Origin of the sequence: Bacillus sp. AR8-1, assembly GCF_008042345.1 — a bacterium.
Lineage (GTDB): Bacteria > Bacillota > Bacilli > Bacillales > Bacillaceae_G > Bacillus_A > Bacillus_A cereus.
Map to the genome: position 1 here is coordinate 24325 of NZ_QNUB01000003.1, position 23911 is coordinate 48235.

Consider the following 23911-nt stretch of genomic DNA (forward strand, 5'->3'; position numbering starts at 1 on the left):
TTTTTATCTTATTTTAGGCATTTATTACTTCTTTTTTCACATCTGGTAAGCCTTTTAATAAATTTTCAGCAATTGTTAACCACTTCGATGTCTCTAAGCCATTTGTTTTCATAACAATTTTCAATTGTGATCCTTCCATTCCTAGACCGATCATACGCCCAAAACTATTTCCGAGCATGAATAATTTTCCACCATCAATATTTTGACTTGCTTGTTCAGAAAACAGGAATGTTACTTCAAATTTATTCTGCTTAATTAACTCAATTTGTTCTTTCATTGCCAACACTTTAATATTTGCAATTTGTAATAAATAACCAACTTCTTGTGGGTAATCACCGAATCTATCGATCATTTCTTCCTGCAATTCTTCAATATCCTCAATTGCAGAAACACCTCTAAATTGTTTATACATCATAATTTTTTGCTTACTATCTGAAATATAAGCATCTGGTAAGTATGCATCTACCTCTAAGTCAATTTCAACATTAACTGTATTTTCAGCTCCATCTGTTCCTCTTCGCTGTTCAATTGCATCTTTTAACATTTGAGAATATAGATCAAATCCGACAGAATCAATAAACCCATGCTGTTCTGCTCCTAACAAATTACCTGCTCCACGAATAGATAAATCTCTCATCGCAATTTTGAAACCAGATCCAAGTTCTGTGAACTCTTTAATTGCTTGCAGACGCTTCTCTGCAACTTCTGACAGCACTTTGTCACGTTTATAGGCAAAGTATGCATATGCAACACGATTAGAACGTCCAACACGCCCACGAAGCTGGTACAACTGTGATAACCCCATACGATCTGCATCAAATACAATTAACGTATTTACGTTCGGAATATCTACACCCGTCTCAATAATTGTTGTACTTACAAGAACATCATGCTGTCCTTCTAAAAATGATAGCATAACAGACTCTAATTCACTTTCGTTCATTTTCCCATGTGCGTACGTTACGCGAGCATCTGGAACTAACATCGAAATTTCATCTGCTTTTCTTTCAATATCCTCTACACGGTTATATAGGAAGTAAATTTGACCGCCTCTTGCAAGCTCTCGCTCTATCGCCTCTCGCATTAATGCTGGATTATACTCTACTACATACGTTTGGACTGGGAAACGATTTTCTGGCGGTGTCTCAATAACAGATAAGTCGCGCACACCAAGCATAGACATATGAAGCGTCCGCGGAATCGGAGTTGCCGTTAATGTTAATACGTCAACATTCGCCTTCAATTGTTTAATTTTTTCTTTATGCGTTACACCAAATCTTTGTTCTTCATCAATAATAAGAAGCCCTAAATCTTTATAAGTGACATCTTTAGATAAAATACGATGTGTTCCGATTACAATATCTATTGTGCCATCCTTTAAGCCCTTAATCGTTTCATTTTGTTGTTTTCTCGTACGGAATCTACTTAATAATCCTATATTGATTGGATAATCTTGAAAACGCTCTCGAATTGTTTCATAGTGTTGCTGCGCAAGAATCGTTGTCGGTACTAAAATTGCAACTTGTTTTTCATCCATAATTGCTTTAAATGCCGCACGAATAGCCACTTCCGTCTTTCCATACCCTACATCACCACAAAGGAGCCTATCCATTGGGCGTCCGCGTTCCATATCTTTTTTAATCTCGTCAATAGAACGTAACTGATCCTCTGTCTCTTGATATGGGAAAGATGATTCGAACTCTTGTTGTTCTGCCGTATCTGGCGTATATGCATAGCCTTTTGAAGCTTCGCGCTCAGCATATAGTTTAATTAGGTCATCCGCAATGTCTTGTACAGATTTTTCAACTTTCGTTTTAACCTTTTTCCAATCATTTCCACCTAATTTGTAAACTTTCGGATCCTTACCTTCAGACCCTACATATTTTTGGACTTGATCAATTTGTTCAATTGGAACGTATAACTTATCATTACCTTGATATTTAATATTTAAATAATCTTTATGAACACCATTAATCTCTAATGTCTCAATACCTAAAAATTTACCTATACCATGATTTACGTGAACTACATAATCTCCAACTTTTAATTCCGAATAACTTTTAATACGTTCAGCATTCGATAACTTTTGTTTACGTTGTGATTTTTTAACTTTCTTATGAAAAAGCTCCTTTTCAGTAATGACAACAAGCTTTTGCATCGGCATTTCAAACCCTGCATGTAAATCACCTACAGCAATTTGTAGCCTTCCAGGCAATAAGATATCTGTGCCTTCTACAATATCTGCCTCAATATCATAATCACTTAAAATATGTTGTAATTTCTTCACACGTTCATCATCTGTTCCAAGTACAACAGTCGTAAAATGCCCTTCATTCCATCTATCAATTTCTGTTTTTAACAAATTCATCTGTCCATGGAAATCTTGCATTGTTTTACATGTTACATTTACAATATTTTGCGGATGTGTGTGTGCGATATGACGCAAGAATAACGTTAAATATACAAAACTTCTTTTTTTATGATGAAGAAACCCCTCAAATGCGTGAGAGAAAGATAAATCTTGAATAATTGTTCCTTCACCAAGAAGTGATATATACCATTCCGCCTCTTCTGTTTCAAGATGTGATGCTGTTTCTTGAATACGGGAAATCTCATCTAAAATTACAACACCATCTTCTGGTAAATAATCTATCAGACTAGCAGGTTCTTTATAGAAAATAGATAAGTATTTAAACATCTGTTCTATACTTTGCCCGTTTTTCAACATCTCAATTTCATGACTTACCGTCTCAAGCACTGTAGTCTTTAGTTTATCATCAGAAAGTTTTTGCATCGTCTTAGTCAAACCTTCTTCAAGATGCTGAATTCCTGATTTTAATTCTTCCTGTGAAAATAAAAACTCTGTTGCCGGACCAAACCTAACGCTTTCTTTTTTACCTTGAGAACGCTGTTCATCCACATCAAATAATCGAATAGAATCGACTTCTGTATCAAAAAATTCAATACGAAATGGTAGTTCTTCAGTTAAAGGATAAATATCTAATATTCCCCCGCGCAAACTGAACTCCCCTGGAGCTTCTACCATCGACTTACGTTCATAGCCAATATGATGTAAAGTATGCAAGAGCGCATCTAAATCAATCTCTTGCCCTAGATTGATTTCAACTTGCTTTTGCTTCCACAATTCTTTTATTGGTAAAAATCTACGCAATCCTGCCACTGGCGCTACAATGATTCCATTCTCTCCCGCAGCCAAGCGATTTAACACTTCTATACGTTGCGCCTTCAATTCTGGACTTGCAACCCCAATTTCCGATGCTATCAGTTCATTCACTGGATATAGCCACACATCTTTTTCACCAAGTAACGCCACTAAATCTTCATGTACTTTTTGTGCTTGGTATAAGTTATGTGTAACGATTAATTGTGATTTTTTTGTTTTTTTATATAAAGCCGCCATTAATAATGAACGAGAAGACGTTGCCATCCCTGATATAAGTTGTTCTTTTAACCCATCTTCTAATCCATTAATAACCGATTGTATCTCTTCATTTTTATAAAATTGCTCTAATAAACCTATCATTTTTAAAACTCCTCTCAACATAAAGAGCAAGTCATTCTATTTTATGCAAATATTTTGGAAAAGGAAAACAGAAAAATGCTTTGGACATGCCAAAGCGACAACATTTTATTGCAGAAATTTTTCATACTCATAATACTCAGGATAAGATGCGAGCGTTTCTTGACACGATTCACAAATTGTTTTTATATATATATTTCCATTCTCATGAAAATGAATCATCTCTACTACTTCTTGCTCTGTTAGTTGAAATAAAACGTCGCTATATACTTTTTCTGCGTTAATGGAGCCTACATTACCTCCGCAGTGTCTGCAATAATAATACCCTTCCATACTAGCCTCCTAAAAATTCAATTACTACTAGTATGGGTAAAACAAAAGAGAAATATTCCCAATCTCATTTTTAACTATTGAAAGTATTCATGATTTGGAGAAAAGGCTTATTTAGCCACTCTTCACATGCATCCGCTGCTTTTTCAATAGAATGGTTAACATCCGGAATCTCTTCAGATGTAAAGCGTCCTAATACATAATCGACTACCTTCATTCCATTTTTCGGGCGATCGATTCCCATACGGATACGTTGAAATTCTTGTGTTCCTAGGTGCGAAATCGTTGACTTTACACCATTATGTCCACCAGCACTACCTTTCATGCGAAGACGCAATTTACCTACAGGAATGTCTAAATCGTCGTACATAACAACGAAGTCCTCAACATCAATTTTATAATAATCCATGAGTGGACGAATACTTTCCCCAGATAAATTCATATATGTTAGCGGCTTTAATAAGATTACCTTTTCTCCATTAACAAACCCTGCACCAAATACACCTTTAAATTTTTGTTCATTCAAAGAAATGTTCCAACGCTTCGCAAGTTCATCAATGGCCATAAATCCAATATTATGCCTTGTTAATTCATATTCTCTACCTGGGTTCCCAAGTCCTACTATCAATTTCATTCTTGTACCACTACTTTCTTTTTTCGATACGAAAAGACGTAACCAAAATTGGTTACGTCTCATTCTATCCAATTAATTGAATAATACACTCACAGATTCTTCTTCGTATACACGAATGATTGCTTCTCCAATTAATGGAGCAACTGAAAGTTCATGTACTTTGTCGATTTTCTTCTCTTCTGGTAATACGATAGAGTTCGTTACAACTAACTCTTTAATATTTGAATTTTGAATACGCTCAATTGCTGGGCCAGATAATACTGGGTGTGTACAGCAAGCATATACTTCAGAAGCACCGTTCTCAACAAGAGCGTTTGCTGCTAATGTAATTGTACCAGCTGTATCAATGATGTCATCAATTAAAATCGCTGTTTTGCCTTCAATATTACCGATAATGTTCATTACCTCTGATACGTTCGGGCGAGGACGACGCTTATCAATAATAGCGATTGGCGCTTTTAGACGATCTGCCATTTTTCTTGCACGAGTTACACCACCATGATCAGGAGACACGATTACGATATCTTTAAGACCTTTTGTTTCAAAGTAATCAGAAAGAATCGGTACACCCATTAAGTGGTCGATTGGGATATCAAAGAACCCTTGAATTTGTGGAGCATGTAAATCTAGAGTGATTACACGAGTTGCACCTGCTGTTTCAAGCAAGTTTGCTACAAGTTTCGATGTAATTGGTTCACGAGAACGCGCTTTACGATCTTGACGCGCATAACCATAATAAGGAATAACAATATTAATTGTTTTCGCAGATGCACGTTTTAATGCATCGATCATAATAAGTAATTCCATGATATGTTCGTTTACTGGGAAGCTTGTAGATTGAATAATGAATACATCGCAACCACGGATACTTTCTTCAATGTTAATTTGAACTTCTCCATCACTAAAACGATCAACAGAACATTTTCCTAGTCCTACTCCAATATGCTTTGCAATCTGCTCAGCAAGTTCCTTATTAGAGTTTAAAGAGAATACTTTCAAATTAGAATTTAGATATTGAGTCGACATCTAGATTAACCCTCCACATTATGATTTTTTCTTATTCAGCAATTGATCAACATAGTCTTCTTTGTTAACTTGACGTGCACGTGCTACCGATAATGCTTTTGATGGAACATTCTCTGTAATTGTAGAGCCTGCTGCCACATAAGCACCATCTTCAACTGTTACTGGAGCAACAAGGTTTGAATTACATCCAATAAATACCCCATTACCAATCACAGTTTTGAATTTATTCTTACCGTCATAGTTCACCGTAATTGAACCACAACCAAGATTCACGTCTTCTCCAACTTGTGCATCCCCGATATAACTCAAGTGTGAAGCTTTACTTCTATTACCAAAGACAGTTTTTTTGATTTCCACGAAGTTTCCAACGCGTACTTCGTCTCCAATAACTGAATCTGGGCGAATGTGTGCAAATGGACCAACCGATACTTCTGTACCAAGTTTACTATCATGTACAGTAGATTGACGAATTGTCGTACGATCTCCAATTTCACTATCACGAATTACTGTATGTGGTCCAATTTCACAATCAGAACCAATTACAGTGTTCCCCTCAATAATTGTTCCTGGATGAAGAACTGTATCACTACCGATAATTGCATCAGCAGAAATATAAGTGTTACTTGGATCAATAATTGTAACACCATTTACCATGTTCTTTCGGTTGATACGGTTTTTCATAATAATTTCCGCTTGCGATAGAGCGACTCTGTCGTTAACACCTAACGTTTCATCGAACTGCTCTGTTTGATAAGCTGATACGATATGACCTTCATTTTTTAAAATCTCAATAACATCTGGAAGGTAATATTCACCTTGTACGTTATCATTTGAAACTTTAGAAAGTGAAGCAAATAAAGCCTTATTATCAAAACAATACGTACCTGTATTGATTTCTTTAATAGCTAATTCTTTCTCATTTGCATCTTTATGCTCAACAATCTTTTCAACATGACCATTCTCATTACGAACAATACGGCCATATCCAGCAGGTTCTTCTATGTACGCTGTTAGCACCGTCGCCATTGCTCCCGCTTCTTTATGTTGCTGAAGTAATGCTTCCATCGTTTCAGCAGTTATTAGCGGCGTATCCCCACAAATAACTAAAGTTGTTCCTTCTTCATTTGCAAGTACACTTGCAGCTTGATCTACAGCATGTGCTGTACCAAGTTGTTCTGCTTGTAATGCAAACTCACTTACGTTTCCTAGCTGTTCTTGTACCATTTCAGCACCATGCCCAACAACCGTTACAAGTTTCTGCAATCCTAATTGAGATACTTGATCGACTACGTGTTGTACCATAGGTTTTCCACATACAGGATGCAGCACTTTGTATAGCTTAGACTTCATACGTGTGCCTTTACCTGCAGCTAGAATCACTGCAAATCTGTTTGACATATAGACCCTCCATCGCAACCTATTTATCCATTAAAGATATTATCCTAAATCATCATATATTTCAAGAAACACATTTTAACTATTAAATTTTACCATAATTCTTATAAGATGTTTTACTCTTTAGTATCTTTTTTAAGAAATAAGCTATACTATTTAAAATGATTTTGAAAAAATTAGTAGTTTCTTCTTTTTATGTTAATGAATTATGAAATTTTCAAATATAAAGCAAAAAAAAAAACAAACTCCTGTAAATGCTTACAGGAGTTTGCTACAAAATTATAAGGCTTTTCGTCAAAGCCCTTTTCATTCGAATTTTACGAAGCACCTGCTTCTTCAAACTCAACCTCTTCTAACTCGCCTAAACGATGATACTCTGTTAAAACCGCATCTTGAATTTTAGAGCGTGTACCAGAATTAATCGGATGTGCAATGTCACGGAACTCTCCATCTGGAGTACGTTTACTTGGCATTGCTACAAATAATCCATTATTACCATCAATTACACGAATATCATGAACAACAAATTCATGGTCCAAAGTAATAGAGGCAATTGCTCTCATGCGGCCTTCTGTGTTTACGCGGCGTAATCTTACGTCAGTCACTTCCATCTTGTGTTCACCACCCTTTTCTAAATAAGCGATATATTTGTATAAATTCCACAAATTTTCTATTTTCCCTTTAATTTTTTAAAAATTTTTAAGATAAAAATTTTTAATGTAGTTGAATATAGAGATTAGTGGAGGTTATCGCTTACAAAAGGTTACTTAACTAGGGCGATTACTTCAATTTCAACGGAAACATCTTTCGGTAATTTTGCTACTTGCACACAAGATCGAGCTGGTTTATGAGTAGAGAAATAAGAGCTATATACTTCATTCACAGCATTAAAATCATCCATGTCCTTTAAAAATACTGTTGTTTTTACGACTGTATCAAATGAAGCACCCGCTTCCTCTAATACCGCTTGTAAATTTTGAAATACTTGTTCTGTTTGTACTGTTACATCTCCTGTTACAAGCTCCCCATTTTCCGTTAATGGAATTTGTCCTGAGCTATAAAACATATTATTTACAATAATCCCTTGTGAGTAAGGTCCAATCGCTTGTGGTGCCTTGCTTGTTTGAACAACTTTCATACTTTTCACCCTTTTATTATTTATTTTACTCTTTAAAAATAGTGTACGAAAGGCAGTTTGTCCATCTATTTTATAATCTATAAATAAAATAAAAAAAGATAGAGCTATCTGCTCTACCTTTTATTCAGCCTCTACAAGCCCTTCATCAAATGGTGCAAGAGAATAATTCCCTTTTTCCACTTGAATCGTTTTTTCTTTCACATCAACTTCCGATAGACGAATTAATGATACAAAATTATTAATTAGTCGTTCTTCAATATCTGTGGATTCTACTAATACACCAATACCAACAACATTAGCCTTGAACTCTTCTAACATACTCATCATACCTTGAATCGTTCCACCAGCTTTCATGAAGTCATCAATAATTAAAACATTCGATCCTTCTGGAAGGCTGCGTTTTGCTAACGTCATTGTTTGAATTCGTTTAGAAGAACCCGACACATAGTTAATACTAACAGTCGGACCTTCTGTTACCTTATTATCTTTCCTTGCAATTACAACTGGTACATCTAAGTAATTTGCCACTGCATAAGCAAGTGGAATCCCTTTCGTTGCCACTGTCATAACCGCATCAATTGATTGCCTAGCAAAAACAGAAGCAAACAAACGACCTGCGCCATTAATATGGCGAGGATTACTCAATAAATCTGTCATGTATAAGTAACCGCCAGGCAAAATACGATCTGGATTTTCAAATAAGCCACAAAGCTCATCAATAATTAGATCTGCCTCTTCTTCACTTATGTACGGTATATATTTCACTCCTCCTGCTGCTCCTGGTATCGTTTGCAATGTGCCGACCCCTTGTTGTTCAAACGTTTGCTTAATAATAACTAAATCCTCACTAATGGAAGACTTAGCCGATTGATACCTTTCAGCAAAAAAAGTGAGAGATACTAGCTGACGAGGGTTTTGTAGCAAGTAATAAGTCATATCGACTAATCTTGTACTTCTTCTAATTTTCATACTCTCACCTCAAATCACGAATATTCTAAACAAATCATAACGTATTATACGTCTTTATTCAAGCGTTTCTCGCTCTCCTAATAAACGTACCGCATAGACCTGTTCACAAAATCCTTTTAATCCGTTATAAATGCGATGCATTCGAGAATCATGGTGTACAAGTCCAAATACAGTTGGACCACTTCCACTCATCAATACAGCATCCGCTCCGAATCGCTTCATCTGTGATTTAATACGTGCAACTTCAGGATGCATTCCGAATGTTACATCTTCTAAAACGTTACCAACAGTATCACAAATCCCTTTATAATCTCCAGAATTTATGACATCAACCATTTTATCTACATTTGGATGTGTAACTCGATTTAACTTTAAATTTCCATACACATCAGCAGTAGATACACCTATATGTGGTTTCGCTAAAATAACCCAACAAGAAGGCGGAGTCTTTATATGCTCAATTTTCTCTCCTCTTCCAGTGGCAATTGCTGTGCCGCCGTATACACAGAAAGATACATCTGATCCAATTTCTGCGCCAAGCTCTGCTAACTCATCAATTGTAAGCCCTAAATTCCATAATTTATTAAGACCACGTAATGTCGCTGCTGCATCACTACTTCCACCTGCTAATCCAGCTGCTACTGGAATCGTTTTTTCAATAGTAATAGATACACCTTTTTTTACATTAAACTTCTCTTTTAATAATTTCGCTGCCTGATAAGCTAAATTTCGTTGGTCGTCTGGGACATACCGATTATGGGATAAAATTTCAATACGGTCTTCTGCTAATTCCGTTAGTTCTAGACGATCTGCTAAATCAATGGTTGTCATAATCATTTTCACTTCATGATATCCGTCTTGTCTTTTTCCCAGTACATCTAACGACAGATTAATCTTTGCTGGTGCTTTCACTAGTAGCTTCAATCTATTCACCCACTCTATGTACTCAATCTTTTATCGTTTATTTTACCATAAATTTATAGTAAGACGATGACACTTCCCTAATTATAACGAAAAGCATTCAGAATGAAACTACTTATGTAAAATGATGGCACCTTTTAGAGTACAAAAAGCCGAGGAATGTCTCCTCGGCTACCGTAGCATAGAAAGTATCTTACAACTACTGGTTTCGTTTCATTAATTGCTGTTCTGCAATTTCTATAGCACGTTTCACCATGTTACCAGCATCTTTCGCACGAATTCCGCCCCATCCTTCTTTCTGAACAACATCATAAAAGCCAAGCTCTTTTGCTAGCTCTTCTTTAAATTGGTTTGACATGACACCTCTTCGTCTACTCAATGCAGAGTCCCTCCTTATTTTGCTACGGTATAGTTAGTATGCAAAATAATATAGCTTTTCATTTATGGGAATATATGTAATGATATACGGATTATAAAATGACCTCATCATGAGGGTCTCCATAAAATGTTAACTCTACTGTCTCTGTTAAAACATCTGCATAACTATAAGATACACGTTGCAACGCATCTTCTTGTTGATCCAATTGTACAACAAAAACAGAACGGTATGTTTCTGCTAGTACACCTGATTGCTCCACAGTTTTTCTTCTTCCACTATTTGCTTTTAACATAAGTCGCTGTCCAAGATGGTGATCTAATTCGCTTTTAATTTCATCTAAACGTTTTGACATATACTTCGCTACACCTCGCTGTAATTTAGATTGAACACTTAAAACACGATATATCTATCCTAATTATTAACCTCGATTCACAGCTAATATCATCTTGCGTTTGAATAGATAGAAGAAATACTATATTGTAAAAGTATCATTACGTAGTCTGTACGTTCTTGTCTCTTTTTATCCAAATTCATTTAAATCCTTCCATACAAAAAAGCAAGATACATATGTACCCTGCTTACTCTTCGTAATGTTGAAAAGGTAATCCCGTTCGTAAAATCCCTCTCGTTTCAATTCCACCTAGTCCCTTTTCACCAGTAATTGTATTACGTACGACATCCCATACATTGACTCTCTCCATAAATGAAGTAAAACTAATTTTACCAACTACATATACAGGATCTAGTGCATGAATATTAATTCTAGATGGTGAACTAGCGAAATTGGCCCCCGCACGAATTAGTGCCTCAAAGTGCGATTGACATGCCCCAGCAAAAATAACAAGTTGATCCAATGATGGATATTTTTTTCGCACTTCTCGAACAGCCTGTACAAAATGCCTTGAATGCCTATATGCCGCTAAATCTCCCTTCACTCCTTTCGATTTTGTATATGCATCATGCCCCGTAATAACGAGAATGTCTGGGCGAAAGTGATCTATTAAGTCTACTACTTTTTCATGCATCTCCGTTTCTTTACAATGAATACCTTGTACAGGAACGCCAATTTTGTTATATAAGTCTAAGCACTTGCGCAAATATAAAGGGTCTCCATCTATATGCAATACACGTCCCGGCATTTGAAAATAATTCACCTCACTTGTGTATCCACCAGTTGAAGTATGTTCATGCCTTTGTTTCATTAACACATAATCTTGTTGAAACAAACGATACGTGCGCTCCATTGTTTCTTTCTCACGCTTCACCCTTTTTTTATGTTCTCGTTGATCTATACTAATTAAATCTTCAAGTGGCGCATCCGCCACCAGTCTAATTTCCTCTCCAAACAATATAGCTATCTCGCCTTTTATTTCTATAATACGAAAAAGAATATCCCTCTTATGAGAATATCGTTCCACTAATTCTCCAACATGTAAAGCCATTCTCCTACCTCCAAACTCATTAGGCCATCTTACCTGTTTTTAAAATATGAATTTAGAGGGAGAAAGGTGACAAAAGGGACAGTTCAAGTTGAACTGTCCCTTTCATATTCTTATGATAATTTATGAAGAACCAATGCATTACTTAATGTTGCAAACTCTTCAATAGATAGCGTTTCGCCTCTTCGCTTTGGATCAATTCCTACTTCTGTTAAAATTCGATCCAATAATTCCTTATCTTTCGGGAAACCATTTAAATTATTTGATAAATTATTCATCAAAGTTTTACGGCGCTGTGCGAAACTTGCTCGTACTACTTCAAAGAAGAATGTTTCATCTGTCACCTCTACAACCGGTTTCGGACGCTTTAGAAGGCGAATAATTGCAGAATCAACATTTGGCTGTGGTACAAACACTGTACGCGGTACAGTCATAACTGTTTCAACTTCTGTATAATACTGAATAGCAATCGATAAAGAACCATACTCTTTCGTTCCAGGTTTAGCAGCTAAACGATCTCCAACTTCTTTTTGCATCATAACAACAAATCCACGAACTGGTAACTTTTCTTCAAGCAATTTAAATAAAATTGGCGTTGTAATATAGTATGGCAAGTTAGCTACTACCATTACATCTTGCCCTTCTTCAAATTGCTCATTAAATACTTCATGTACATCCGCTTTTAGTACGTCTTTATTAATAACTGTAACGTTACCATATGGTGCTAACGTCTCATCTAAAATTGGTAATAGTCTTTGATCAATTTCAAAAGCCACTACTTTTTTAGCACGCTTCGCTAATTGCTCTGTTAATGCACCGATACCTGGTCCAATTTCAATTGCACCACTTTCTGAACCAATTTCTGCATGATCGACAATACGATTTAATACATTTGTATCAATTAAAAAGTTTTGTCCTAAACTTTTTTTGAATGAAAATCCATACTTTTCAACAATGTCTTTTGTACGATTTGGCGTTGCGATATCCTTCATTTTTTTTCCTCCTGTATTACTTGCTTATAAGCTTCTCCAAATGATTCCTTTGAAACTTGAAACATCTGTAATCGTTTATGTAACTGTTTTGCATTTGTATAACCAATCTTTAATAGCTTACCCATTCTTTCTCTGCGGCTCTTTGCCATTTCTCCGCCCACTAAGCCTGCATCGACTAAATCACTCCAACTAATTTCACTTGTATAAGCTTCCATTTCTTCATGTATATTCTCTAGAGCACGGCGAATCGACTCATTAGAAGCATGTTCGATCCCAACTCCCTTTTTCCTTTTAGCAAGCGCTTCTTCCTTCGGTAAAAAGGCATGCTTACAGCCGGGAACCTTGTCAGAAATAATTTTTCGAATACGCTCTCCAGGATAATCTGGATCTGTGAAAATAATAACGCCCCTTTTTTGCTGCGCTAATTTAACTTGCTCAATAACATGATCACCGATTGCTGAACCGTTCGTTTCAATTGTATCCGCATCAACAGCACGCTTAATCGCAACTGTATCATCTTTACCTTCTACAACGATAATCTCTTTTATTTTCATGCTTGCCTCCACACTCGTTTCGTCTCTACTTAGTAAAACAAAAAAATGACGACTTTTCCATTATTATTTTCCTCATTCTTATATTTTAAAAAATAGAATAGAAAAATCTTTGTTCTCTGTCCTTATTGTAACACTTCATCATTCACATTTATTTTCTTCATCACTTCTACTAGTGTTTTTTCAAAATAAAAAAGAACAGGTTTCCCCATTCTTTTTTATTCAACACCAAATAAAGCTTTTGCATTTTTGGTTGTCATTTCTGCTACTTCTTCATAAGAAACACCTTTTAAATTCGCAATTTCTTCTGCTACGAGTTTTACATAACTCGGTTCATTTCGTTTCCCTCGAAATGGATGCGGCGTTAGATATGGACAATCCGTCTCTATTAACAATTTCTCTAATGGAATCTCCGTAGCAACCTCTTTCGGCTTTTTAGCGTTTTTAAATGTAACTGGTCCGCCTAACGAAATTAGAAAGTTCATATCAACACATCGCTCTGCTACTTCTACGCTGCCGCTAAAACAATGCATAATGCCTCCTACTTCAGCTGCATTCTCTTCTTCTAGAATATCAACAATATCTTGAGTTGCATCGCGATTATGTATAATAATCGGCAATTTCACTTTTTTCGCTAATGCAATTTGTTTACGAAATACTTCTTTCTGTATTTCTTTTGGAGACTTATCCCAATGATAATCTAAACCCATTTCTCCAAGTGCAACGACTTTAGGATGAGAAGCAAGTTCTTCTAACCAAGCTAAATGTTCTTCTGTCATGTCAATTGCATCAACTGGATGCCATCCAACCGCAGCGTAAATAAAATCATAAGCTTCAGCTAATTCCATCGCCTTTTTTATCATTACTTCATCAAAACCAACAACAACTGTATAAGTAACTCCCGCTTCTTTCATTCGGGCAATAACTTCTTGCAAATCTTCTTCAAATTGCTCTGCATTCAAATGCGAATGTGTATCAAACAACATAATACATAACTCCTTTTATATTGAAATCAAGTTTATTCTACAAAAATAAGTTCTTTAATAACTTAACGATAACAATACTACAATCTTAATGCAAAAATAGAGAATGTAAAAAGAAAAAAGACGCTTCACACATGTTACACGTGAAACATCTCTTTTCTTGTCTTAATTACTTGATTTTTGTACCATTTGGTAGATTTTGGTCAATTGATGCTAATGACAATACGCCATTCTCTTCACCCGCTAAAATCATACCTTGCGATAATTCACCGCGTAATTTTACAGGTTTTAAGTTTGTTACACAAATAACCTTTTTACCTTTTAGGTCTTCTGGCGAATAGAATTTTGCAATTCCAGAAACAACTTGACGCTTTTCTGTGCCTAAGTCTAGTTGAATTTTTAACAACTTGTCTGCTTTTTTCACAGGTTCAGCAGATAGTACTTCAGCTACGCGTAATTCTACTTTAAAGAAATCATCAATTGTAATTTCTTCTGCCTTCGGCTCTTCTTCTTTTTTCTCTTCTACTTTAGGGGCAGAGCTTTTCATTTGTTCTTTAATGTACTCTACTTCCACTTCTATTTCTAAACGAGGGAAAATTGGGTTTCCTTTTTCTACTTTTGTTCCAGCTGGAATACAGCCAATTGTAGATAAACTTTCCCAAGATTTATGAGCCTCATCAGTAAGGCCAAGCTGAGCAAACATCTTGCTTGGTGCTACTGTTAAGAATGGCATAAGCATAATACCTGTTTGACGAAGTACTTCTGCTAAATGAGCCATTACAGAAGCTAACTTTTCACGATCATTCTCATCTTTTGCTAATACCCATGGTTGTGTTTCATCAATATATTTATTCGTACGACTAACCAATTGCCAAATAGATCCTAACGCTACAGAGAACTCCATATTCTCCATTGCTTCTTCTACTTTTTTCAAAGTATCTTGTGCAAACGCTACTAACGTTTCATCAAATTCTGTTACATTTGCTTTAAATGCAGGGATTTCTCCGTTAAAGTACTTATCAATCATAGCTACTGTACGATTTAATAAATTACCTAAGTCATTTGCTAAGTCGAAATTAATACGCTCCACAAATCCTTCTGGTGTAAATACGCCATCAGATCCAAATGGAACTTCACGAAGTAAGTAATAACGTAATGCATCCAATCCATAACGATCGATTAATGTAACTGGATCTACTACGTTTCCTTTTGACTTACTCATCTTTCCATCCTTCATTAAAATCCAGCCATGAGCAAAGACTTTCTTTGGAAGAGGTAAATCTAATGCCATTAAAATTATCGGCCAATAAATTGTATGGAAACGAACGATTTCTTTCCCAACTAAATGCACATCTGCAGGCCAGAATTTTTTATATTTCTCTTCATTTGCTGTTCCATAACCTAACGCCGTAATATAGTTAGATAATGCGTCAACCCATACGTAAATAACGTGTTTTGGGTTACCAGGAACACGAACTCCCCAGTCAAATGAAGTACGAGAAACTGCTAAATCTTCTAATCCTGGTTTAATAAAATTATTAATCATTTCATTTTTACGAGACTCCGGCTGAATGAAATGTGGATTATCTTCATAGAACTTTAATAGTCTGTCGACATATTTACCCATTCTAAAGAAATAAGATTCTTCACGAACAAGTTCTACATCATGACCACTATCTGGGCTTTTTCCTCCAACTACTTTGTCACCTTCCATAATTGGATCTACTAATTGGTGCTCTGTATAGAACGTCTCATCTTGTACAGAATACCAACCTTCATATTCATCAAGATAAATGTCACCTTGATCTACTAATTGCTTAAAGATTTTTTCGACAACATCTTTATGACGATCTTCAGTTGTACGAATAAAATCATCATAAGAAATATCCATCTTCTCCCAAAGCTCTTTAATTCCTGCAACAATATTATCAACATATGCCTGTGGCGTAATATTTAACTCTTCTGCTTTCTTTTGGATCTTCTGTCCATGCTCATCAGTTCCTGTTAAATAATGCACATTATATCCTTGCATACGCTTATATCGTGCCATTGCATCTCCTGCTACTGTCGTATAAGCATGTCCAATGTGTAATTTTCCACTTGGATAATAAATTGGGGTAGTAATATAAAAGGACTTATTTTCCTCTGTCATTGTTTTGGACCTCCCGAATAACCTCATATGTATTTATAAACAGTATATCAAAAACTCATATATAAAGTGAAACTTTAATCAGTGGGGTTTTTCTTCATCCCCACTGATTATTAGCCCACATCAATCGGGCTTTTACGAGCAGCCCGAATCTCACTTATCTTCTTTAAGCCAACCTACTTTTGAATTCTGGGTCTTAATGCTCGATATCTTTATCATCTATTGCTCATATTTCAAAAAAATATACAATCTCCACTTGAAATTTGTTATTTTTTTCTGAAAATATTGTAAATAATTGTGGAATTTCCTCTCAATCTATTATATATAAGAAATAAGAAATCTATAAATCTTTTTAAAAAATATAGAATTTAAGAATTGACGGAAATGTAAATGATTGGTATCATATGTCCATAGGGTATTTTGTCGAAAAATGACGAATCTAAAAATAGACTCGAAACTTATAAACTATTTATTTAGGAGGAAAAAAATTATGAAATCTACTGGTATTGTTCGTAAAGTTGATGAATTAGGTCGTGTAGTAATTCCAATCGAATTACGCCGTACTTTAGGTATTGCAGAAAAGGACGCTCTTGAAATCTATGTTGATGACGAAAAAATCATCTTAAAGAAATATAAACCAAACATGACTTGCCAAGTAACTGGTGAAGTATCTGACGGTAACCTTTCTTTAGCTGAAGGTAAAATCATCTTAAGCAAAGAAGGCGCTGAGCAAATCTTAAACGAACTTCAAGATTATATCGAAACAGCAAAATAAGCTTCTCAATTATGAGAAGCTTATTTTTTATCGACATGATAGATTTGATATACATCTCTTTTCGACAAATCTCGATCTTTAGCGACTGTTTTAATCGCTTCTTTTGAATTCATACCTTTTTCATTTATATAGTGTTCAATATGATTATATACTGAAAGAGATTCCCACCATTGTTCTTCTGGAGCAGGTTCTTCTGTTGAACCAGCTACTAAAATACAAAACTCACCACGTACTTCATTTTGCTTCGTCCACTCAATTGCTTCTTGAATTGTCCCTCGAATAAATTCCTCAAATTTTTTCGTTAACTCTCGACACAATACAATCTCTCTATTTCCCAACACTTCCTGCATCGAAATTAAAGTATCATCTAAACGATGAGGCGCTTCATAAAACATCATTGTAGTTTGTACATAACGAAGCTTTTCTAACTCCATCTTCCGTTCCTTTTTGTTTCTCTGCAAGAAACCATAGAAATAAAACTGCTTTGTTTCAAGACCGGATGCAATTAATGCTGTAAGGGCTGCATTTGCTCCAGGAAGCGGAATTACATGATATTGCTCAGCTACTGCCTCAACAACAATATCGTAACCCGGATCAGAAATACACGGCATACCAGCGTCACTAACAAGTGCTACATTCTTTCCATCCTCTAACTTCTCTAATATTCTCTTTCCACTTACTTCTTTATTATGCTCATGATAACTCGTGACAGGTGTTTCAATTTCAAAATAATTACAAAGTTTTTTCGTTTGTCTCGTATCTTCAGCAGCAATTAAATCCACTTCTTTTAAAATTCGGATTGCACGAAATGTCATATCTTCTAAATTTCCAATAGGAGTTGGTACTAAATATAAAACTCCCTTTTCATTTTGTTGAAAGCTTTTTTGTTGCCACATAGCGTTCTCCTTTTTGCATATATGCCTCTTTTTGTTTTCTCGTTAATTGCTTAAAGTAATACTCCGCTTGCATAGCTGTACGTTTATCATCATGGGTCTCTACATATTTTAAAACGACAGGAAGCCTGACGCGTGTATACTTAGCTCCTTTGCCGCTATTATGAGTCTGTATTCGTTTTTCTATATGGTTTGTATATCCAGCATAATAACTTCCATCAGAGCACTCTACCACATAAAAAAAATGCTTATTCTTCTCCATATAAAATTGAACGTATCTCCTTTGTATATTCGTTATTGTTCTCATATACAACGAGAGGTGGTAAAATTTTTAAATCTGCATTTCCATCCTTAATTCCTTCAATTAACAATGTATTTGCTTCTTTTCCAACCTTAGGATAAACAAATCGCACACGCTTTGGTTCAATTTTATATTTACGCATTAATGTGACAATGTCGAGTAATCGCCCTGGACGATGTACAAACGCCACTTTCCCACCTTGTTTTACTAACTGACTACTTGCAGATACAACATCTTCTAATGTACACATAATTTCATGACGAGCTATCGCTAAATGTTCATTCATATTTTTCTCTGAAGTTTGAGGTGTTTGAAAATATGGTGGATTACATGTAACAACATCATATTGATGACGTCCGAGTTTCTCTGGCATATCTTTCAAATCTCCATGTATGAGGTGAATTCTTTCTTCCAGCCCATTATATTGAACACTTCTTACTCCCATATCATATAAGCGTTCTTGAATTTCCACACCAGTAATCTTTCCTTTTGTTCTTGTACTTAATAGAAGGGGGACAACTGCGTTACCTGTACACAAATCAAGTAAATTCCCCTTTTGAATTGGTACCCATGCAAAATCTGCCAGTAAAACAGCATCTAAAGAAAAATTAAATACTGATGGGCTTTGTATAATCTTCATGTCTTGCGCTAATAAGTAATCTAAACGTTCATCTTCATATAAATTCATATACTGCTCCTTTTCTTACCCTTAACCTACCCTATTTCATGTATAAAAAATTACCTTTCCAATTATAATTGGAAAGGTAATTTCACTTTTTATTTAAGAATGACAGACAGAACAAACAATCTCCCTCTTTACGTACACTTCCATAATGTAGATTGCAAATATGAAAACCTTCTTGATACAGTCTCGCTAAATTGTCATAGCCTTCACCAATATCTGTCTTCGGCTTCACTTCTTTACGCTTTTGAGTTTTTTGTTTTTCTTTATTCTGCACTTCTTCAAAACGGTGTCGCAAATTGTTATTTTCCATTTTTATATGCTGGTTTTCTTCCAACAACTCTGCAAGATGCTGTTTTAACTCTCCCAACTGTTTGTATAAATGTCCAATTTGCTCTTCCATACTAGAAACCGATTCAAAAATATCTTTTTTCTCCACAAGCACCCACCTCATTAATCTGTGGTTTGACTCGAAACGACCCCTTTATTCACTAACTCATCTAACGTATATTCTACTATCCGTTCCTTGTCTACTAGTTCCACTTGAATTAATCTTTCTAAAATATTTAATCCGATCACACGGCCAGTACCATGCGGGGTTTGTATACGTTGATCTAAATCAGGAAGTTGTTCCTTTGCTGCCTCATATTCATCATTCTCATATTTTAAGCAACACATTAAGCGACCACATAAACCAGAGATTTTTGCAGGATTTAATGATAAATTTTGATCCTTTGCCATTTTAATGGATACAGGTTCAAAATCTCCTAAAAAAGTAGAACAACAAAGCATACGACCACATGGACCAATACCACCTAGCATCTTCGCTTCATCACGAACACCAATTTGTCTTAGTTCAATTCTTGTTCTAAAAATTGCCGCTAAGTCCTTCACTAGTTCGCGGAAATCAATCCGACCATCCGCAGTAAAATAGAAAATAATCTTATTACGATCGAATGTATACTCTACATCTACAAGTTTCATATCAAGATTATGCTCTACTACCTTTTGCTGACAGACTTGATATGCTTCTTTTGCAGCATGTTTGTTCTCTTCAACAATGGTACGATCATTTTCATTTGCAATACGAATAACCTTTTTTAGCGGTAATACAACGTCGTTTTCATCAACTTGCTTTTTGGTAATAACTACTTTTCCGTATTCAATACCTCTTACCGTTTCTACAATAACAAACTCATTTTCAGAGATATCGAACTGATTTGGATCAAAGTAATATACCTTTCCGGCCTTCTTAAAGCGAACACCTACTACATCATACAAAACGGTCATCCCTCCTGCAACCGCAACACTAACTGTTCGAACACAAGCTGCGCATTTACATTAGCGTTGATTCTATTTTTTGCCTCTAATATATTAAAGAGAGCTGATACAATGCGCTTCTGAGCATAGGAAAACGATTCAAACATCTCTTTCTGCTCATGAAAAACAAGACGATCTTCTTCTCCAAGTTGAACATATAGTAAATCCTTATAAATAAGGAGTAACATATCTAACCCTTGCTGTAATTGTTCTTTCTCTCCAAAGTGTTTTCCCCATTTTTCTTGTACAAAAAAAATAGAGGTTTTATCTTTTTCGAGCGCTTCACATAATTTTATCACTAAAGCTCGTGCTTGTGCAAACCATTCATCACTACATAAAGCTAAAGCTTCATCAAAACTATTTGTGAGTTGAGCAGCAAGTGTCGATAAAGATGCTGTAATACCTTCTTCCTGTAATCTTCTAATTAAAGATTCTGTAGGTAACGGTCTAAACGTAACAACTTGGCAACGAGATAAAATCGTATTTAAAATTTGATGACTTTGTTCAGTAAGTAAAATAGCGGTTGTATCACTACTTGGTTCTTCTAAAAATTTCAAAAGTGTATTTGCCGCATTTGCCGTCATACGATCTGCGTGCTCAATAATATATAATTTTTTATTTGCCTCTAATCCTGTTTTTGAAAACTCTTCTTGTAAATCATGAATTTGCTGCTTCTTAATAGATAATCCGTCTGGTTTTACAATATGTAAGTTAGGGTGGTTACCTGAATCAATTCGCTTACAATTTGTGCATACATGACAGGGCTCTACTCCATTCCGCTGAGAACAGAGGAAACTCTTTGCCATTTGAATTGCTGTCGCAAACTTTCCCGTACCTTTCCCTCCCTCTAACAAGTAAGCGTGGGATATACGCTCTTTTGCAATGCTATTCATCAACATTTTTACACCGATGGGTTGTATAGCAGAAAGCTGCTCCCACGTCTTCATCATAATGCATACCTCACTTATTTCATTCTTTCCTTCTATTATAACAATTTATCTTCTATAATCTGAACAACTTCTTCTATAAGTTTTTCCATCGGCTGATCAGCATTTACCAATACAATACGCTCCGAGAAACGTTCTACAACTTGTAAATACCCTTCGCGCACACGTTTATGGAAAGAGATATCTTCCATATCTAGTCGATTTACTTCACGTCCTGCATCTTTTTCAATCCGAGCCAAGCCAACCTCAGGCTCAATGTCTAGATAAATTGTTAAACTAGGCATACAGTCCTCTGTTGCGAAACGATTTATTTCAAATACCTTATCCATACCCAATCCTCTTGCATAGCCTTGATATGCTAAAGAACTATCTATAAAACGATCACATAACACGAGATAGTTCTCATTAAGTGCTGGCATAACTTTTTCTACTAAATGTTGTCTGCGCGCAGCAGCATAAAGAAGCGCTTCTGTACGTGCTTCCATCATCGTATATTCTTGTTTATGTAAAATCGTCCTAATGTCCTCAGAAATTGCAATACCACCTGGTTCCCTTGTCGCCATTACCTTTTGTGCTTTTTGTTCAAAATATGGCAATAAGCTTTTAATTAACGTTGTTTTACCTGAACCTTCTGGGCCTTCAATTGTTACAAATAATCCCTTCATCCTAAAACCTACTTTCTATATCATACACTTTCATATATTTCGTATTACCTTGAAAACGAGCTCCTGCTCTCTCTAAATACATAATTTGCTCTTTATGCTCTGAAGTAATTCTCTCTCCATACATAACCAATGGAATCCCAGGTGGATACGGAATCACCATTTCCGCCGCTATCATTCCAACAGCCTCTTCTATAGATACTATCCTTGTTCCATATCTTTCTAGTTGTTTATACGTATACGGCAACGGAGAGAATTCACCTTTATAAGTATAACGAATAGATTCCCTCTTGTCTTTCACGTCATAATGTTGCAATGCTACTCGGATCATCTCTATAACCTTCATATACCCCTCATTTGCTTGCAGGGGTAAAATAAATAGGACATTGTACGGATCAGCCATCTCTGTATATATACCGACCTTTTCAAATACGGACTGTAATTCGTACCCCGATAACTGACAACGAGTTTGTACGGTAACCTTTAACTCGTCTTGCAACGGATATTCTAAAATGGCGATTTGGGGAATAGAACGTAACCGTTCCTTAAATCTCCGTAAAAACTCAACAATTTCACCATGACCTTCTTCTTTTATACGCGCCATTGTAAAGCGTGCTATATCCAAGGAAGCCATAATTGGATACGATGGACTACTAGATTGTAGCATACTTAAATAAGTAGTAACCTTCTCTTCGTCTACTAAGTGACTATTTATATGTAAATAGGAACCCATTGTCATTGCGGGTAATGTCTTATGTGCAGAATGCACTACAATATCTGCACCATATGTTAACGCTGATTTCGGGAATGGTTCTCCTAAACAAAGATGTGCCCCATGTGCCTCATCTATCAAAACAGGGATTTCATGTGCATGTGCAAAAGCGATGCTTGCCTCTAAATCCATCCCCATACCATAATAATTAGGATGCGTTAGAATGAGTGCTTTCGCATTTGGATATTTTCCAATTGCTTTCTTAATAATTTCATTACGAACTCCCACTGGTACATTATAAGTTTCATCAATCCATGGATCTAAAAAAATGGGATTTGCTCCCGCTAGTTTTAAACCATTAATAATTGATTTATGACAATTTCTTTGTACAAGAACAATATCATGTTCCCCACAACAAGACAAAATCATCGCTAAGTTCCCGACTGTTGAACCATTAATTAAAAAATAACTTTTCTTTGTATCATACACTTCAGCCAATAATTGTTGTGCCTCATCTATACATTCAAACGGACTATGCAAATCATCTAGTCCTGCTAACTCAGTTACATCAATAGATAGAATATCTTTAAACTCTCTTATTGCCTTCTGAGGGAAGTTTAAACCATTCTTATGACCTGGGACATGAAAGGATAACGGCCCTCTTTCTTTAAACTCGATTAACGCCTCATATAAAGGCATATGATTTTGATTCATCTACATCTCTTCCTTATTATTCATTCTCCATCTATTATACAGAACAAAAAAAATAATAGGCATATGCCTATTTAAAAATATGATACTTCTAATTTTCGAAGTTGCTTTAAATAATGTATATATTTCGGATCATCTGTCTCTGTATTCACCATATCCTTTTCACATTCATAACATATTAAATTATTATAAACATATATACCTTCTTTTCTTTTTGTCTCACAAACAATACAAACTTCACTTTGTAATTTCATAACCTTCCCTCCCTATTTAAGTGAACCTATTTTATACTTCTAATCCTTAACAATTTCCAGAAAAATATACACCCATCTCTTATATAATATGATTAACTCTTGGGCAACGTGTTTGTATTACCATTACTTCTTTCCCATTCTTTTTAACAATACAAAAAAACACAAGTCAAAAGACTTGTGTTTTTAGTTGCTTGGCGACGTCCTACT

26 protein-coding genes are annotated in these 23911 nt (G+C 35.5%); 1 reads left to right on the forward strand and 25 read right to left on the reverse strand.

Annotated elements, in window-relative coordinates:
• Positions 1-13 precede the first annotated feature (13 nt).
• The 16 genes from mfd to metG all read right to left on the reverse strand — a co-directional run bounded on the left by mfd (position 14) and on the right by metG (position 16450).
• Positions 14-3544, reverse strand: coding sequence for a transcription-repair coupling factor (gene mfd / locus DN400_RS00980; protein WP_000579684.1), 3531 nt, complete (start codon positions 3542-3544; stop codon positions 14-16).
• A 105-nt stretch (positions 3545-3649) separates the two neighbouring features.
• Positions 3650-3874, reverse strand: coding sequence for an anti-sigma-F factor Fin family protein (locus DN400_RS00985; RefSeq protein ID WP_000399438.1), 225 nt, complete (start codon positions 3872-3874; stop codon positions 3650-3652).
• Positions 3875-3944: 70 nt separating this feature from the next.
• Positions 3945-4505 carry an aminoacyl-tRNA hydrolase gene (pth, locus tag DN400_RS00990; protein WP_000767702.1) on the reverse strand — a complete coding sequence of 187 codons (561 nt, stop codon included), beginning with the start codon at positions 4503-4505 and terminating at the stop codon, positions 3945-3947.
• Between the two features lie 72 nt (positions 4506-4577).
• Positions 4578-5531 carry a ribose-phosphate diphosphokinase gene (locus DN400_RS00995; RefSeq protein WP_000107420.1) on the reverse strand — a complete coding sequence of 318 codons (954 nt, stop codon included), beginning with the start codon at positions 5529-5531 and terminating at the stop codon, positions 4578-4580.
• Between the two features lie 18 nt (positions 5532-5549).
• Positions 5550-6929 carry a bifunctional UDP-N-acetylglucosamine diphosphorylase/glucosamine-1-phosphate N-acetyltransferase GlmU gene (gene glmU / locus DN400_RS01000; RefSeq protein ID WP_000071039.1) on the reverse strand — a complete coding sequence of 460 codons (1380 nt, stop codon included), beginning with the start codon at positions 6927-6929 and terminating at the stop codon, positions 5550-5552.
• 314 nt (positions 6930-7243) lie between these two features.
• Complete coding sequence (spoVG, locus tag DN400_RS01005) at positions 7244-7537, reverse strand: septation regulator SpoVG (RefSeq protein WP_000454041.1); 294 nt, start codon at positions 7535-7537, stop codon at positions 7244-7246.
• A gap of 152 nt (positions 7538-7689) precedes the next feature.
• A complete protein-coding gene (locus DN400_RS01010) occupies positions 7690-8064 on the reverse strand; it encodes a RidA family protein (RefSeq protein WP_000869823.1) in 375 nt (124 codons plus the stop codon).
• 120 nt (positions 8065-8184) lie between these two features.
• The gene (gene purR, locus DN400_RS01015; RefSeq protein ID WP_000702467.1) at positions 8185-9033 is read right to left on the reverse strand and encodes a pur operon repressor; all 849 of its coding nucleotides are present in this window, start codon (positions 9031-9033) and stop codon (positions 8185-8187) included.
• Between the two features lie 54 nt (positions 9034-9087).
• Complete coding sequence (ispE, locus tag DN400_RS01020) at positions 9088-9957, reverse strand: 4-(cytidine 5'-diphospho)-2-C-methyl-D-erythritol kinase (RefSeq protein ID WP_000772104.1); 870 nt, start codon at positions 9955-9957, stop codon at positions 9088-9090.
• Positions 9958-10153: 196 nt separating this feature from the next.
• The gene (gene sspF, locus DN400_RS01025) at positions 10154-10333 is read right to left on the reverse strand and encodes an acid-soluble spore protein SspF (protein ID WP_002094215.1); all 180 of its coding nucleotides are present in this window, start codon (positions 10331-10333) and stop codon (positions 10154-10156) included.
• 91 nt (positions 10334-10424) lie between these two features.
• On the reverse strand, positions 10425-10685 hold the full coding sequence (gene veg, locus DN400_RS01030; protein WP_000044346.1) for a biofilm formation stimulator Veg: 261 nt from the start codon (positions 10683-10685) through the stop codon (positions 10425-10427).
• Positions 10686-10911: 226 nt separating this feature from the next.
• A complete protein-coding gene (gene yabG, locus DN400_RS01035) occupies positions 10912-11775 on the reverse strand; it encodes a sporulation peptidase YabG (protein WP_001173734.1) in 864 nt (287 codons plus the stop codon).
• Positions 11776-11885: 110 nt separating this feature from the next.
• The gene (gene rsmA, locus DN400_RS01040; RefSeq protein ID WP_000651548.1) at positions 11886-12764 is read right to left on the reverse strand and encodes a 16S rRNA (adenine(1518)-N(6)/adenine(1519)-N(6))-dimethyltransferase RsmA; all 879 of its coding nucleotides are present in this window, start codon (positions 12762-12764) and stop codon (positions 11886-11888) included.
• Positions 12761-13318, reverse strand: a complete 558-nt coding sequence (gene rnmV / locus DN400_RS01045) for a ribonuclease M5 (RefSeq protein WP_000692837.1) — start codon at positions 13316-13318, stop codon at positions 12761-12763. Before rnmV ends, rsmA begins: the two co-directional genes overlap by 4 nt.
• 215 nt (positions 13319-13533) lie before the next feature.
• Positions 13534-14301 carry a TatD family hydrolase gene (locus tag DN400_RS01050; RefSeq protein ID WP_097997614.1) on the reverse strand — a complete coding sequence of 256 codons (768 nt, stop codon included), beginning with the start codon at positions 14299-14301 and terminating at the stop codon, positions 13534-13536.
• A 166-nt stretch (positions 14302-14467) separates the two neighbouring features.
• Complete coding sequence (metG, locus tag DN400_RS01055) at positions 14468-16450, reverse strand: methionine--tRNA ligase (RefSeq protein ID WP_000134131.1); 1983 nt, start codon at positions 16448-16450, stop codon at positions 14468-14470.
• Between the two features lie 487 nt (positions 16451-16937).
• On the opposite strand from metG, the gene DN400_RS01060 reads away from it, so the two are divergent.
• Positions 16938-17222, forward strand: a complete 285-nt coding sequence (locus DN400_RS01060) for an AbrB/MazE/SpoVT family DNA-binding domain-containing protein (RefSeq protein WP_000843036.1) — start codon at positions 16938-16940, stop codon at positions 17220-17222.
• 20 nt (positions 17223-17242) lie between these two features.
• Here the strand turns inward: DN400_RS01060 and rsmI are convergent, their stop codons facing one another.
• From rsmI to DN400_RS01105, 9 genes are all read right to left on the reverse strand, one after another.
• Entirely contained in the window at positions 17243-18118 is an 876-nt protein-coding gene (gene rsmI, locus DN400_RS01065; protein ID WP_098392342.1) for a 16S rRNA (cytidine(1402)-2'-O)-methyltransferase, read from the reverse strand.
• Positions 18087-18377, reverse strand: a complete 291-nt coding sequence (locus DN400_RS01070) for a GIY-YIG nuclease family protein (protein ID WP_000414350.1) — start codon at positions 18375-18377, stop codon at positions 18087-18089. The genes rsmI and DN400_RS01070 overlap by 32 nt, the downstream gene beginning before the upstream one ends.
• Positions 18364-19104, reverse strand: coding sequence for a tRNA1(Val) (adenine(37)-N6)-methyltransferase (locus DN400_RS01075; RefSeq protein WP_001055355.1), 741 nt, complete (start codon positions 19102-19104; stop codon positions 18364-18366). The genes DN400_RS01070 and DN400_RS01075 overlap by 14 nt, the downstream gene beginning before the upstream one ends.
• An 82-nt stretch (positions 19105-19186) precedes the next feature.
• A complete protein-coding gene (gene yabA / locus DN400_RS01080) occupies positions 19187-19537 on the reverse strand; it encodes a DNA replication initiation control protein YabA (protein WP_000412063.1) in 351 nt (116 codons plus the stop codon).
• Between the two features lie 14 nt (positions 19538-19551).
• Positions 19552-20379, reverse strand: coding sequence for a PSP1 domain-containing protein (locus tag DN400_RS01085; protein WP_000272429.1), 828 nt, complete (start codon positions 20377-20379; stop codon positions 19552-19554).
• A gap of 5 nt (positions 20380-20384) precedes the next feature.
• A complete protein-coding gene (gene holB, locus DN400_RS01090) occupies positions 20385-21368 on the reverse strand; it encodes a DNA polymerase III subunit delta' (RefSeq protein WP_000978578.1) in 984 nt (327 codons plus the stop codon).
• Between the two features lie 35 nt (positions 21369-21403).
• Complete coding sequence (tmk, locus tag DN400_RS01095) at positions 21404-22030, reverse strand: dTMP kinase (protein WP_000677220.1); 627 nt, start codon at positions 22028-22030, stop codon at positions 21404-21406.
• A 1-nt stretch (position 22031) separates the two neighbouring features.
• Entirely contained in the window at positions 22032-23453 is a 1422-nt protein-coding gene (locus tag DN400_RS01100) for an aminotransferase class I/II-fold pyridoxal phosphate-dependent enzyme (protein ID WP_001073004.1), read from the reverse strand.
• 71 nt (positions 23454-23524) lie between these two features.
• On the reverse strand, positions 23525-23704 hold the full coding sequence (locus DN400_RS01105; RefSeq protein WP_000776279.1) for a sigma factor G inhibitor Gin: 180 nt from the start codon (positions 23702-23704) through the stop codon (positions 23525-23527).
• Positions 23705-23911: the final 207 nt, after the last annotated feature.